Source organism: Bacillus sp. FSL K6-3312, assembly GCF_038007485.1.
Classification (GTDB): Bacteria; Bacillota; Bacilli; order Bacillales; family Bacillaceae; genus Bacillus; species Bacillus pumilus.
In genome coordinates, this window is record NZ_JBBOXI010000001.1 from 1,650,051 (window position 1) to 1,663,381 (window position 13,331).

The window sequence follows — 13,331 nt, forward strand, 5'->3', positions numbered from 1 at the left end:
AAACTTTTGCAAATCAAAGATCAATTAAAACAACTAAAACCGTATCAACCTGGGAAACCAATTGAAGAGGTCAAAAAAGAATATCAATTAGACAAAATTGTGAAATTGGCTTCAAATGAAAACCCTTTTGGATGTTCCGCCCATGCAAGAGAGGCGATACAAGCTGAGCTTGAACATTTAGCGATTTATCCAGATGGATACAGCGCAAGTTTAAGGACAGAGCTTGCTGAGTTTCTTCAAGTAAATGAAAAACAATTAATATTCGGGAATGGCTCAGATGAACTTGTGCAAATTATTGCTAGGGCATTCCTTGACCAACATACAAATACCGTCATCCCAGCTCCGTCTTTTCCGCAATATCGTCACAATGCAATCATTGAGCGGGCAGAGATTCGAGAGGTGCCGCTTTTAGACGAAGGAGCTCACGATCTGAAGGGCATGCTGGATGCGATTGATGAGAACACGAAGGTCGTCTGGGTATGCAACCCGAATAACCCGACGGGAAATCATTTGTCAGAATCTGAGCTTGTGGCGTTTTTAGATCAAGTACCAGCTCATGTGCTTGTAGTACTAGATGAAGCATATGTCGAATACGTTCGTGCGGAAGACTTTCCGAACAGCTTATCTTTATTACACAACTATCAAAATGTTATCGTACTCCGTACGTTTTCTAAAGCGTATGGACTGGCCGCGCTTCGAGTAGGCTATGGCATTGCATCAGAAGAGTTGATTACTGCGATTGAACCAGCGAGAGAGCCGTTTAATACAAGTCGTATCGCTCAGGCAGCAGCTCGTGCAGCGATAAAAGATCAGGACTTCATTCAATTATGCAGACAAAAAAATGGAGCAGGTCTCAAGCAATATCAAGAATTTGCTGACCGTTTTGGACTATTTATTTATCCGTCTCAAACAAACTTCGTGCTGATTGATTTTAAAAGAGATGCAGATGAATTATTCAATGCATTATTGAAAAAAGGCTACATTGTTCGTTCTGGTAAAGCACTTGGTTTTCCAACGTCTTTACGTATTACGGTCGGAACAATGGAGCAAAATGCAGAAATTCTAAGTACACTTGCTGATTTAATGCAAAGCATTCGTGCGTAGCATAACCAGAAAGTCATATCCTTTTACAGGATATGGCTTTCATTGTACTAACCTCATACATATAAGCTGTTGAAATGGCTTTTTTAATTTTCGCGAAAAAACAGGTGATGAACATGAATGATGCAAATGAAACAATATTAATCGCTGGACTTGGTTTAATTGGAGGTTCCATCGCACTGTCGATTAAAAAAGAGTATCCTCATAAAAAAATTGTTGGATACGATGTGTCCAAAGAACAAATGGTTGCAGCAACAAAGCTGGGTATCATTGATTTAGCAGCTGATTCATTTGCGGCAGGTTTGGCTGAATCTGCGACTATTATTTTGGCAACACCAGTTCAGCAAACAGTCAAGATGCTTCGTGATATTGCAAACTCTGGAATTGAGAGAGAGGTCACAATTACCGATGTTGGCAGCACAAAGCAAAAGGTCGTCGATTTTGCTGAAAAAACGCTTCCTAAGCACTATCAATTTATTGGTGGACATCCAATGGCAGGCTCTCACAAGTCAGGTGTTATAGCAGCGAAAGACTTTTTATTTGAAAATGCGTTCTACATTTTAACGCCAGCAAAGGAAACAAATCGCCAGGCTGTTGATCGTTTGAAGGACTTGTTAAAGGGGACAAATGCTCATTTCATTGAGATGACCCCAGAAGAACATGATGGTGTAACAAGTGTGATTAGTCATTTCCCTCATATTGTTGCAGCCAGCCTTGTGCATCAAGCACATCATTTTGAAGAACAATTCCCACTTGTCAAACGGTTTGCTGCTGGAGGCTTTCGTGACATTACACGTATTGCGTCAAGCAACCCTGCAATGTGGCGAGATATCCTTCTGCACAACAAAAACAAGATTTTAGACCGGTTCCATGAATGGAAAAAAGAGATTGACCGCATTGAGACCTTTGTACAGCAAGAAGACGCTGAAGGCTTGTTCTCTTATTTTCAAGAGGCAAAGGAATATCGTGATGGACTTCCTCTGAGGAAAAAAGGTGCCATTCCTGCTTTTTATGACCTTTATGTGGACGTTCCAGATCACCCTGGGGTCATTTCGGAGATTACAGGACATTTAGCAAATGAGAGCATCAGTATTACGAATATCCGTATTATTGAAACGCGGGAAGACATTAATGGGATTTTGCGCATTAGTTTTCAAACGGAAGACGACCGTAAACGTGCAGAGATCTGTATAAAAAATAGAGCGAATTACGATACATTTTATGCTGACTGAGGTGACAAATATGAAAATTCATAAACATGCTCCTATGAATGGAGTCATTCATATTCCAGGTGATAAATCCATTTCTCATCGATCAGTGATGTTTGGAGCAATTGCTGATGGGACGACAGTGGTGAAAAACTTTCTCCCTGGAGCCGATTGTTTAAGTACAATTAATTGTTTTAGAAAGATGGGCGTTGAAATTGAACAAAAAGGGACAGATGTTGTGATCCGTGGAAAGGGACTGAAAGAGCTCAAGGAGCCGTCTGACGTCCTCGATGTCGGGAATTCTGGTACAACCATTCGATTAATGATGGGAATATTAGCTGGTTGTGAGTTTCACAGTACACTGATCGGTGATGAGAGTATTGCTAAAAGACCAATGCAGCGAGTAACAGGTCCACTTAAACAACTAGGAGCGAAAATAGATGGCAGAGCAAACGGCGAGTATACGCCGCTTTCTATTCGTGGCGGCCATTTAAAAGGTGTCTCATATGAGTCTCCGGTGGCAAGCGCCCAAATTAAGTCCGCTGTCCTTTTAGCAGGTCTTCAAGCAGAAGGAACAACAACATTAACTGAACCGCATAAATCAAGAGATCATACAGAAAGAATGCTCTCTATGTTTGGTGTGAAACTAGACGAAGATGAACAAAGTGTTTCTATTGAAGGTGGTCAAACATTAAAAGCAACAGATATATTTGTTCCTGGAGACATCTCCTCAGCTGCATTTTTCCTTGTTGCTGGATCTATTGTTCCTAACAGCCGAATTGTTTTAAAAAATGTCGGGCTAAACAAAACAAGAACGGGTATTATTGATGTTCTGAAACAAATGGGTGCGAACCTTGAGATCAATGAAGTAGATGCAAAAGGCGGAGAGCCATATGGCGATTTAACGATCTCTACCTCTTCATTAAAAGGCATCGAAATTTCTGGTGATATGATTTCAAGACTTATCGACGAGATTCCAATTATAGCGCTTCTAGCGACACAAGCAGAGGGAACAACGATCATTAAAGATGCTGCTGAGTTAAAAGTAAAAGAGACCAATCGAATTGATACAGTCGTGTCAGAACTTAAAAAACTAGGTGCTGATATTGAAGCAACAGATGATGGTATGAAGATTCATGGTAAAACCACACTTCAAGGCGGCGCTGTCGTGTCAAGCTACGGAGATCACCGAATCGGTATGATGCTTGGGATTGCCGCATGTATCACAAAGCAAGCTGTTGAGATTGAAGATACAGATGCTGTACGCGTCTCATACCCGAATTTCTTTGAACACATTGAATACTTAACCAAAACAGTCTGAGGATGTCCTCAGGCTTTTTCTTTCCTTTTGCATATTTGTAAGGAATATAGCATAGCTTGTCTCAAGATGAAACCTGGAAAAAAATCATTTTATCTGATCAAAAAATGAATTTCAGGTGTTTTCAGTTTACAAAACTTCCGTTTCGTAAAGGATGAAATGAAAACCAGTCTTTAAAACACAAAAATGGGTTCATTTTAAAAGTGCAACATATTTGCTGGATGAGTACCTGTCGATTATGATATGAAGTAACAATAGTTTAGGTTTTTGGAAAACAGAAAGGAACGGTTTGATTTGAATAGTTCATTACAAGAAGCCATAAAATTAGTTGAGGCGGGTGAGACTGAAAAAGGACTTCAAACACTTGCTCAGGCAGAAAAGCATTTGCATGATGAAGAAAAGGCGCAGGCAGCTCAGTTATATTATGATTGGGGAGATATTGATAAAGCGAGAAATCTCATCAGTGATTTACATGATTTATATCCAGAGGAAACAGGGTTAACATGTTTTTATGCAGAACTGCTGATTGACTCTGATGAAGAAGAAAAGGCGATTTCGGTATTAGAGACGATTCCTGAAGATGATGATGCCTATCCAGAGAGCCTACTGTTAATGGCAGATTTGTATCAAATGCAAGGACTATTTGAAGTCAGTGAACAAAAGCTCTTAAAAGCAAAAGAGCTGCTTCCGAATGAAGCCATTATTGATTTTGCGTTAGGTGAATTGTATTTTTCTCAAGGTCTTTCAAAGAAAGCGGCCGACTATTTCTACAAGGTCGCAGGTCAACAACATGAGGTTGGCGGCGTCAATGTTTATCAGAGGCTCGCTGAATCACTCAGCACAGCTGGAGAATTTGAAGATGCGCTTGAATGGTACGAAAAGGCAGTGAAAGGTCAAACAGATCCGAATACACTTTTTGGCTACGGATTTACAGCGATGAGGGCTGGCCGAACGAAAACAGCCATTCAGCAGCTTTCAGAACTAAAAGATATTGATCCATCTTATTCGTCTCTATATATGCCTTTAGCGAAAAGTTATGAGGAAGAAGGACTATATCACGAGGCTTTAGAGGTAGTAAAAGAGGGTATTAAAATTGATGAGTATAACAAAGAATTATATTTATATGGTGCAAAGATTGACTTGAAAAATGGGGATTCAGAAGATGCGAAAAAGCTGCTTCAAGAAGCACTTGCTCTTGATCCGGGATATATTGAAGCGATTCAAACATTGCTCGCGATCTATTTAAATGAAGAGCTTTTTGATGAAATTCTGGAAGTTATAAAAGAGGTTAAAAGCTTTGGGGAAGATGATCCAAAATGGAATTGGTATGCTGCATCTGCATCTGTTGGACGAGAAGAATACAAAGAAGCAGCTGAGTACTTCAAGCTGGCTCTGCCTGATTTTGATGAGGAACGTGACTTTTTATATGAATACGCATCGTTCCTTTTAGAAGAAGGCAGACAAAAAGAAGCATTGCCGCTATTACGCAAAGTTCTTCAGAAAGATGGCACGAATGAAGAAATCGAAGAAACGATTTTAAGAATTGAAGACGAAATTTCCTTATAGTTTGCAGGAATGAAGAACTGGTTTGTTGAATAATTCATGTATAGCAATTTAATTTACGATAGAGGAGGGAATAACATGCAGACCCCTGTTTCTGTCAATGAAAAGAAGGAATTCATCCGGTGGTTTTTGAACCATTATCAGTTAAAGCGAAGAGAGTGTGTTTGGATATTAAATTATTTAATGAGTCACGACTCTTTGATGGAAAAGGTTCATTTTGTAGAGCAAGCAGAATTTTGCCCAAGGGGAATCATTATGTCAACACACTGTGTGGATGAAGTTCCCTTTAGATTTTATAAAGAGAATATCATGACGACAGATGCTGAAAAGTCATTCCATGATATTCGTTTGAATAAACAGCAAGATTTGTTTATTCAATTGAATTTCCGTTCTGCTTATCGTTCGCCGGAATATGCAGCTGTGCTTGAAACAAATCCTCATATTCCAAAGGATCTTTATGAGAACGAAAAAGATAAGGATCTTGCGGAGAAAGTGCTTGAACACTCGATCGCAACTTTCCAAAAAGAACGGCTTATGAAAGAGATAGATGAAGCACTTGACCGTCATGATCAAGAAACATTTAATAAGTTAGCAAGAGAATTAAGCCTATTGTCATAAACTGAACGAATAAGCCTTGCCCTATCCAGGCAGGGCTTATGTCATGAAAGAGGGGAAATTGATGAAGTTTCAAGCGGAGGATGCAGATCGCTTTTTGCAATCTAGAGATTACATTGATACCGCTATCATTCCATTAGTTGGAATAGATGTAAATCAAATCAAACAAACCGTATCTTTAGGGGAGTTTACCATTCTAGTAACAGAGGAACTTGAAAGACAGCTGAAAGGGCGGGTCTTTCTTTTTCCACCACATACATATGTAGAAGCCAATGACCGAAAACTAGAAGACATCTTCACGATGAAGCAGTCGCTAGAAGATCATTTTCAGCATGTTGTGTTGATCTCATCTGATCACCAATGGAAAGAGCATGCGGCGGTTAGTGAATCACTATTTTTGTTAAAGCCAGTTCCACTTGAGCATTTAAAGGTAGAATTAAAGCAAAAAATTGTTCAAGACAGTGTAGAACAAATTTTGAACTTTTTGTTACAAAAGTGGAACCCTTCATAAAAACCCTTACATTTGCATTGTACATAGCTTTTTAGGCTGTTGACCTTGTGAATAGATTGATATATTATGAGGGTGTCCTAGTTTTATGAAATTTTTTCTAATTCAGTTATAAAGTAGCTGACGACCTGAGGGGGGGAGAAAAAAATGAGCGAGAAGAGACATGGTGTGTCCAGGCGTCAATTTTTGAATTACACGTTGACCGGCGTGGGGGGATTTATGGCCGCTGGAATGCTCATGCCTATGGTTCGCTTTGCGCTTGACCCTGTGCTAAAAGGAACAGAGGATCAGGATATGGTTCAAGTTGTCAGTGTAGATGAACTGACGAAGGAACCGAAGCGCTTTGACTTTAAAATTGATCAAGTAGATGCATGGTATGAGTCAAAGGAATCTAGGTCAGCATGGGTGTACAAAGAAGGGGATGAAATTGTCGCTTTATCGCCAATCTGTAAACATTTAGGATGTACAGTGAACTGGAACAGTGATCCAAAAAATCCAAACAAATTTTTCTGCCCATGCCACTATGGGCTGTACGACAAGGATGGTACAAACGTACCCGGAACTCCGCCACTTGCGCCGCTTGACCATTATAAGCAGCAAGTGAAGGACGGATACCTCTATCTTGGAAAAGCTGTGCCGAAAGGGGAAGGGTAACGATGCTTAACAAGATTTATGATTGGGTAGATGAGCGGCTAGACATTACACCAATATGGAGAGATATTGCGGATCATGAGGTGCCAGAGCATGTCAATCCAGCACATCATTTCTCCGCTTTTGTGTACTGTTTTGGCGGTTTAACGTTTTTTGTGACAGTCATTCAAGTCCTTTCGGGCATGTTTTTAACGATGTATTACGTGCCGGATATTAAAAACGCCTGGGAATCTGTCTATTATTTACAAAATGAAGTGGCATTTGGTCAGATTGTCAGAGGGATGCACCACTGGGGTGCGAGTTTAGTTATTGTCATGATGTTTTTACATACGCTAAGGGTCTTTTTCCAAGGGGCGTATAAAAAGCCTAGAGAGCTCAACTGGATTGTTGGTGTGCTCATTTTCTTTGTGATGCTTGGACTTGGTTTTACAGGTTATCTCTTGCCATGGGATATGAAGGCGCTATTTGCAACGAAGGTTGGTCTTCAAATTGCAGAAGCGACGCCTTTCATTGGTAAAGAGATCAAAACGCTGCTTGCAGGTCATCCTGATATTGTAGGGGCACAAACGCTGACGAGATTTTTCGCTATCCATGTCTTTTTCTTGCCAGCGGCATTATTTGGGCTGATGGCTGCCCACTTTATTATGATTCGTAAGCAAGGAATTTCTGGACCGCTATAAAAAATTTGCGTTTGATGAATGTTCAATGAGGAGGGGATGACTTTGCATAGGGGAAAAGGGATGAAGTTTGTCGGAGACTCTAGAATTCCGGCAGAAAGAAAACCTAACATACCTAAAGACTATTCCGAATATCCGGGAAAAACAGAAGCCTTTTGGCCGAACTTTCTTTTAAAGGAATGGCTTGTAGGTGCCGTTTTTTTAATTGGATTTCTTGTCCTAACTGTGGTTCATGCACCTCCGCTTGAGCGGATGGCTGATCCAACAGATACCGGCTATATTCCGCTGCCAGACTGGTATTTCTTATTCTTGTACCAGTTATTAAAATATGAATTTGCTGCAGGTGGCTATACGGTAGTTGGTGCGATGATTATGCCTGGGATTGCGTTTGGTGCACTGTTGCTGGCACCATTTCTTGATTCTGGTCCTGAACGCAGACCGTATAGAAGACCGGTTGCAGTGGGGATGATGATCCTTGCAGTCGGCGCAGCAACATATTTAACGTGGGAGTCTGTTGCTACTCATGATTGGGAAGCAGCGGCAAAGCAAGGTGAAATTAAGAAAGAAGCAGAGATTGATACCTCAGCGGAAGAGTATAAAATTTATCAGGAGCAGACATGTATCTCCTGTCACGGGGATAACATGCAGGGCGGAGCAGCCGGGCCGTCACTTGTTGACAATGGTCTTGCACCTGAGGAGATCGCTAAAATCGCTGTTGAAGGTAAAGGCAACATGCCTAAGGGTATCTTTAAAGGCAGCGATGAAGAACTTGAAAAGCTGTCTAAATATTTATCTGAGGTCAAATCTAAATAATTCAGTTGTTTAAATGCAAGTACAAGGATATACTCAAAAGAGAAAAAGCTGGCGCTGTCAGCTTTTTTCTGATTTTAATAGATCGTGAGTGAAGAGACGTATGAGATGGATTCAATATCTGCTAGCCACACGCTATATGCTTGTGCTAGTCTTGATGATCAATTTCCTTGGCACTGTGTACGGCTACTATTGGTATATTCCACAGCTTGTAGAGACGCCGGCTATCTTTTTAGCTTTTGTTCCAGACAGTCCAACGGCAAGCTTTTTCTTTTTATTTGTTCTACTTGCGTTTTTGATGAAACGAAACGCTCCTTATTTTGAAGCACTTGCCCTCGTGACCTTAATTAAGTATGGGTTATGGGCTGTAGGAATGAATATCTTTGTCCTTTTATCTGTGGATGATTTTCCGTGGGAAGGGTACATGCTGATTGGGTCCCACTTTGCGATGGCAGTTCAAGCCGTATTGTTTGCACCGTATTATCGTTTTAAAATGCGTCATTTGGTGGTAGCTGGCATATGGATTTTACATAACGATGTGATTGATTATGTATTTGGTATGATGCCGCGTTATTCTATGCTGTCTGCCTATACAAACGAGATCGGCTACGTCACGTTTTGGTTAAGCATTGCCGTTCTTCTTGTTTCATATTATCTCGTCCTATCGAAAAAATCGATCAAGCTCGAACTCCCTTAACAATCTTGGTCTAACCTTGTCCTTTTCTTCATACGCTGTATGGAGAAGGGCTAGGAGGGACTTGCATGAAACGAAAGCCAATCGCGATGATTCTATTATTTTTTCTCGTATTACAGCCATCTGTTGCCAAAGGCGAGGAAACAGCCGCTAGTGTGCTGCAAGAATTAACGGAACTATCAGATTCAATCTTTCAATTAACGAGACAAGCCAAATATGATGAGGCGTTACAGGTCGCATTGTATGTTGAAAAGACATTTAAAGCTGAGAATTGGCGCGGAACGCTGACAAATACGCAGATTCGGCAAATTACAGTTGGCTATCAAGATATCATAAAAGGGCTGCCGCAGGAAGAATTGAATGAGCGCGAAAAGCTTCGTTATGCCTCTCAGTTTAGAATGCTGCTCGATGCGATCCAGTCAGACTCTGAGCCTCTTTGGGGTTCGCTGGAGAAGCCCATTATGGGGTCTTTTCCTACGTTGAAAAAAGAAGTGAAGGATCCGGAGTCAACGACGTTTTATGAAACTTGGAATGAGCTGGTTTCTTTATACGATATGATCTATCCAAGTTTAACCATTGATGTTTCGCCTGAAAAGCTGCAAACGATTAAGCAGCATATGGAAGTGATTGAGCAAGGTGAATTTTTAAAAGCATCAAGTGGGACAAAGCTTGAGCGCCTCACGAAGCTTGAAGAAGATTTATCGAGTGTGTTTGCCCACGTTGATCAAGATGAGGCTGACCCATCGCTTTTATGGGTCATTTTAACAACAGGAAGCATCATTTTATTAACGTTAACGTATGTTGGATTTCGGAAATACCGTGCTGAAAAAGAGAAGAAGCAAAAGCGACAAGCTGATTATCCGAAATCATAAAAAAAGAAGCACCATTTTTGGGCTTCTTTTTTTAATGCGGATTGAGCGGCTTTTTGTGTTCATCTAATGTGAAGCCTTCACCAAGCACATCATGCACGTCACTGACGGATACAAACGCATGAGGATCGACTGAGGTCACGACGCTTTTGAGATGGACAAGTTCATTTTTCGGGACGACGCAATAAAGAACGTTGCGCTCCTGTTTTGTATAGGAACCGACCCCTTTTAAAATGGTCACACCCCGCTCCATTTCCTCTGTGATTTTCTTTTGAATGATGTCATCTTTTTCAGATATGATCATGGCGCCTTTGGCTGCGTAAGCGCCTTCTTGCATGAAGTCAATGACCTTCGCAGCAACAAATACTGCGACGAGTGTATACATGGCTTCTTTGTAATTTAAATAAGTAAGAGAAATCGTAATGACGCAAGCGTCGAAGATGAACATTGTTCGTCCCATAGCCACCTGATAATGCTTGTTGATGAGTCTTGCGATGATGTCCACACCGCCGGTAGTACCGCCGAACTTAAAGATGATCCCGAGGCCTGTTCCGATAAACACACCAGCAAAGAGCGCGGCTAGGGCCAAATCGTGCTGGAGAGGCATATGTATTTGAAAGCGCTGGAAAATGGCAAGAAAGACAGAAAGACTGACAGTGCCTACAATTGTATAAGTAAACATGGTTCTGCCGAGCATTTTCCAGCCGATAAAAAAGATCGGAATGTTTAAGACAAGGTTTGAAATGGATGGGTCAATGTGGAATAGAAAATATAAAAGCAGTGTAATACCTGTAAATCCGCCTTCCGCCAAGTTGTTCTGCATATTAAAATGAACAAGACCGAAAGAAAAAATCGCAGATCCTATTAAAATAAAGACGATATTTTTAAGACGAATTTCTTTTAGCAAGAGACCACTCCTTTTTTTGCTTAGACAGCGATAATATTATATGGTATGGGAGAGAAACAAGCAAACTGAGTTTTAAACATTTGTCAAATATTTATGATTTCGCTAACATGTAAGAGATGGATAGGAGGATGAGCTTCATGACGAATGAAAAAACGCTGCGTCACGTGCAGCAAGAAGTAGATGATTACATAGGACAATTTAAAGAAGGCTATTTCAGCCCGCTTGCCATGATGGCCCGTCTGACAGAAGAATTAGGTGAGCTAGCAAGAGAGGTCAACCATTACTATGGAGAAAAGCCGAAAAAAACAACGGAAACAGAAAAAAGCATGGAAGAAGAAATTGGCGATGTTTTGTTTGTGTTAACATGTCTCGCTAATTCACTAGATATATCACTAGAGGAAGCACATGATCGTGTGATGCATAAATTCAATACAAGAGACAAAGACCGCTGGACGAAAAAAGAAGGGAAGTAGAGACGATGACGAACCAAACCATCAAAGTAGTAATCGCTGGAGCAAGAGGAAGAATGGGGATAGAAGCTGTGAAGCTGGCAGAAGAAACGAGCCATTTTGAGCTTGTGGCAGCCCTTGATCACGCGCACGAAGGAAAAAAATTATCTGATGTGATTCATACGACATCTGAGGCGCCGATTTATACAGATATTGATGTGTGTCTTTCAGAGACAGCACCTGATGTATTAATTGATTTGACGACACCAGAAATCGGGAAAGTACATACAAAAAAGGCGCTTGAACATGGCGTGCGTCCAGTTGTCGGAACCACTGGTTTTTCTGAAGCTGACCTGAAAGAGCTACAGCAATTAACAGAAGAAAAGGGCATAGGCTGTATTATTGCACCAAACTTTGCTGTCGGTGCGGTCTTAATGATGAAGTTTGCCAAAATGGCAGCGAATTACTTTCCTGACGTTGAAATCATTGAGCTTCATCATGATAAAAAACTAGATGCTCCGAGCGGTACTGGGCTTAAAACAGCTGAAATGATTGCAGAAGTCAGAGAAAGCAAAAAGCAAGGACATCCAGAAGAAAAAGAATTAATCGAAGGTGCACGAGGCGCAGATTATGACGGTATCCGTCTGCACAGCGTAAGACTTCCGGGTATGATCGCACATCAAGAAGTACTGTTTGGAATGGACGGACAGACGCTCACCATTCGTCATGATTCTTATAATCGTGCCTCATTTATGTCAGGTGTAAAGCTTTCAGTTGAACAGGTTATGCACATTGATCAGCTCGTCTATGGTTTAGAAAATATCATCGACTAATAAGGAGTGGATTCCTGATGAACATTGCTTTAATCGCTCACGATAAGAAAAAAAGTGACATGATCCAATTTGCCATTGCGTACCGTGATATATTGGCAAATCATACACTTTACGCAACAGGGACAACAGGTTTGAGAGTGAAAGAAGCGACGGGGCTTCCCATTCATCGTTTCCAGTCAGGGCCGCTTGGAGGAGATCAGCAGATCGGTGCTTTAATTGCTGATAATGCAATGGACCTTGTACTCTTTTTTAGAGACCCGCTTACCGCGCAGCCGCATGAACCAGATGTATCTGCACTCATTCGGCTTTGCGATGTGTATACCATTCCACTTGCCACCAATATGGGGACCGCTGAAATTTTAGTCAGGAATTTAAATAAAGGTACGTTTGATTTTCGAGATGTAGCAAAAAATGGAGGAACAAATGAAACGACTTGATATCCTTGCATTCGGAGCCCATAGCGATGATGTAGAGATCGGTATGGGAGGAACGATTGCAAAATACGTAAAAAAAGGGGCGCGTGTCGGAATTTGCGACTTGACCCAGGCTGAATTATCCTCGAATGGAACGGTAGAGAGCCGTAAAGAGGAAGCAAAAGCGGCTGCCGCCATTTTAGGCGTGTCAACGCGAATCCAGCTCACACTGCCAGACAGAGGGCTTTATTTAAATGAAGAAGCAATGAAGGACATTGCGGGCGTGATTCGTACATACAAACCGAAACTGATTTTTGCTCCGCATCACCAAGATCGGCATCCAGATCATGGTCATGCGGGCTCACTTGTAGAAGAGGCTGCTTTTTCGGCAGGTATACATAAATTTGAAGATTCATACAAGCAGCCAGCGCATAAAATAAGTCAGATGTATTATTACATGATTAACGGCCATCATCGTCCAGATTTTGTGATTGATATTTCTGAGGAAATGCACCAAAAGATTGATAGCTTACATGCGTATCAAAGCCAATTTGTGAAATCGGCGCATTCGGTTGAGACACCTCTTGTGAACGGCTATATTGATTTTGTGAAAATGAGAGAGTCTATGTATGGAAGGGAAGTCAATAAAGCTTATGTAGAAGGGTTTATCACAAAGAAACCACTTTTGATCGATGACGACTTACTTGGGGGGTAA

At 41.2% G+C, this 13,331-nt stretch carries 16 protein-coding genes; 15 read left to right on the forward strand and 1 reads right to left on the reverse strand.

What is annotated here, in order from left to right; translation table 11 throughout:
• Window positions 1-6: 6 nt before the first annotated feature.
• The 11 genes from hisC (at window position 7) to ypjB (ending at window position 10,017) form a co-directional block, all read left to right on the forward strand.
• Window positions 7-1,104, forward strand: a complete 1,098-nt coding sequence (gene hisC, locus MHI11_RS08460; protein ID WP_340960838.1) for a histidinol-phosphate transaminase — start codon at window positions 7-9, stop codon at window positions 1,102-1,104.
• A 113-nt stretch (window positions 1,105-1,217) separates the two neighbouring features.
• Window positions 1,218-2,333 (forward strand): prephenate dehydrogenase, encoded by a 1,116-nt coding sequence (locus MHI11_RS08465; protein WP_044141112.1) that lies wholly within the window; start codon window positions 1,218-1,220, stop codon window positions 2,331-2,333.
• 10 nt (window positions 2,334-2,343) lie between these two features.
• The gene (aroA, locus tag MHI11_RS08470; protein ID WP_340960839.1) at window positions 2,344-3,630 is read left to right on the forward strand and encodes a 3-phosphoshikimate 1-carboxyvinyltransferase; all 1,287 of its coding nucleotides are present in this window, start codon (window positions 2,344-2,346) and stop codon (window positions 3,628-3,630) included.
• A gap of 291 nt (window positions 3,631-3,921) precedes the next feature.
• Window positions 3,922-5,193: a tetratricopeptide repeat protein gene (locus MHI11_RS08475; RefSeq protein ID WP_044141114.1), complete on the forward strand. Its 1,272-nt coding sequence runs from the start codon at window positions 3,922-3,924 to the stop codon at window positions 5,191-5,193.
• 75 nt (window positions 5,194-5,268) lie between these two features.
• Window positions 5,269-5,808, forward strand: coding sequence for a ReoY family proteolytic degradation factor (locus tag MHI11_RS08480; protein ID WP_003215573.1), 540 nt, complete (start codon window positions 5,269-5,271; stop codon window positions 5,806-5,808).
• 61 nt (window positions 5,809-5,869) lie between these two features.
• Window positions 5,870-6,316, forward strand: a complete 447-nt coding sequence (locus MHI11_RS08485) for a YpiF family protein (protein ID WP_044141115.1) — start codon at window positions 5,870-5,872, stop codon at window positions 6,314-6,316.
• 144 nt (window positions 6,317-6,460) lie between these two features.
• Complete coding sequence (locus tag MHI11_RS08490) at window positions 6,461-6,967, forward strand: ubiquinol-cytochrome c reductase iron-sulfur subunit (protein ID WP_007500911.1); 507 nt, start codon at window positions 6,461-6,463, stop codon at window positions 6,965-6,967.
• Window positions 6,968-6,969: 2 nt separating this feature from the next.
• Entirely contained in the window at window positions 6,970-7,644 is a 675-nt protein-coding gene (gene qcrB, locus MHI11_RS08495) for a menaquinol-cytochrome c reductase cytochrome b subunit (RefSeq protein ID WP_003215804.1), read from the forward strand.
• A gap of 42 nt (window positions 7,645-7,686) precedes the next feature.
• Entirely contained in the window at window positions 7,687-8,454 is a 768-nt protein-coding gene (locus MHI11_RS08500; protein WP_003215888.1) for a menaquinol-cytochrome c reductase cytochrome b/c subunit, read from the forward strand.
• Between the two features lie 100 nt (window positions 8,455-8,554).
• Window positions 8,555-9,148: a DUF1405 domain-containing protein gene (locus MHI11_RS08505; RefSeq protein ID WP_058014824.1), complete on the forward strand. Its 594-nt coding sequence runs from the start codon at window positions 8,555-8,557 to the stop codon at window positions 9,146-9,148.
• Window positions 9,149-9,213: 65 nt separating this feature from the next.
• Window positions 9,214-10,017 carry a sporulation protein YpjB gene (gene ypjB / locus MHI11_RS08510; RefSeq protein ID WP_044141118.1) on the forward strand — a complete coding sequence of 268 codons (804 nt, stop codon included), beginning with the start codon at window positions 9,214-9,216 and terminating at the stop codon, window positions 10,015-10,017.
• A gap of 31 nt (window positions 10,018-10,048) precedes the next feature.
• Here ypjB and MHI11_RS08515 read toward each other — a convergent pair whose 3' ends face one another.
• Window positions 10,049-10,921, reverse strand: coding sequence for a YitT family protein (locus MHI11_RS08515; RefSeq protein WP_003215598.1), 873 nt, complete (start codon window positions 10,919-10,921; stop codon window positions 10,049-10,051).
• A gap of 137 nt (window positions 10,922-11,058) precedes the next feature.
• Between MHI11_RS08515 and MHI11_RS08520 the strand changes: the two genes are divergently transcribed.
• From MHI11_RS08520 to bshB1, 4 genes are read left to right on the forward strand one after another with little or no spacing between them, the layout of a single operon-like run.
• Window positions 11,059-11,394: a nucleotide pyrophosphohydrolase gene (locus tag MHI11_RS08520; RefSeq protein WP_003215805.1), complete on the forward strand. Its 336-nt coding sequence runs from the start codon at window positions 11,059-11,061 to the stop codon at window positions 11,392-11,394.
• 5 nt (window positions 11,395-11,399) lie between these two features.
• On the forward strand, window positions 11,400-12,203 hold the full coding sequence (gene dapB, locus MHI11_RS08525; protein WP_058014826.1) for a 4-hydroxy-tetrahydrodipicolinate reductase: 804 nt from the start codon (window positions 11,400-11,402) through the stop codon (window positions 12,201-12,203).
• A 17-nt stretch (window positions 12,204-12,220) separates the two neighbouring features.
• The gene (gene mgsA / locus MHI11_RS08530) at window positions 12,221-12,640 is read left to right on the forward strand and encodes a methylglyoxal synthase (RefSeq protein WP_050943855.1); all 420 of its coding nucleotides are present in this window, start codon (window positions 12,221-12,223) and stop codon (window positions 12,638-12,640) included.
• Window positions 12,627-13,331, forward strand: a complete 705-nt coding sequence (gene bshB1, locus MHI11_RS08535) for a bacillithiol biosynthesis deacetylase BshB1 (RefSeq protein ID WP_340960842.1) — start codon at window positions 12,627-12,629, stop codon at window positions 13,329-13,331. The genes mgsA and bshB1 overlap by 14 nt, the downstream gene beginning before the upstream one ends.

Excerpts from the sequence above, each read along its gene's own strand:
- MHI11_RS08465 (WP_044141112.1), top strand. The coding sequence starts at position 1,218 with ATGAATGATGCAAATGAAACAATATTAATCGCTGGACTTGGTTTAATT.
- aroA (WP_340960839.1), top strand. The coding sequence starts at position 2,344 with ATGAAAATTCATAAACATGCTCCTATGAATGGAGTCATTCATATTCCA.
- MHI11_RS08480 (WP_003215573.1), top strand. The coding sequence starts at position 5,269 with ATGCAGACCCCTGTTTCTGTCAATGAAAAGAAGGAATTCATCCGGTGG.
- MHI11_RS08485 (WP_044141115.1), top strand. The coding sequence starts at position 5,870 with ATGAAGTTTCAAGCGGAGGATGCAGATCGCTTTTTGCAATCTAGAGAT.
- MHI11_RS08490 (WP_007500911.1), top strand. The coding sequence starts at position 6,461 with ATGAGCGAGAAGAGACATGGTGTGTCCAGGCGTCAATTTTTGAATTAC.
- qcrB (WP_003215804.1), top strand. The coding sequence starts at position 6,970 with ATGCTTAACAAGATTTATGATTGGGTAGATGAGCGGCTAGACATTACA.
- MHI11_RS08505 (WP_058014824.1), top strand. The coding sequence starts at position 8,555 with ATGAGATGGATTCAATATCTGCTAGCCACACGCTATATGCTTGTGCTA.
- ypjB (WP_044141118.1), top strand. The coding sequence starts at position 9,214 with ATGAAACGAAAGCCAATCGCGATGATTCTATTATTTTTTCTCGTATTA.
- MHI11_RS08520 (WP_003215805.1), top strand. The coding sequence starts at position 11,059 with ATGACGAATGAAAAAACGCTGCGTCACGTGCAGCAAGAAGTAGATGAT.
- dapB (WP_058014826.1), top strand. The coding sequence starts at position 11,400 with ATGACGAACCAAACCATCAAAGTAGTAATCGCTGGAGCAAGAGGAAGA.
- mgsA (WP_050943855.1), top strand. The coding sequence starts at position 12,221 with ATGAACATTGCTTTAATCGCTCACGATAAGAAAAAAAGTGACATGATC.
- bshB1 (WP_340960842.1), top strand. The coding sequence starts at position 12,627 with ATGAAACGACTTGATATCCTTGCATTCGGAGCCCATAGCGATGATGTA.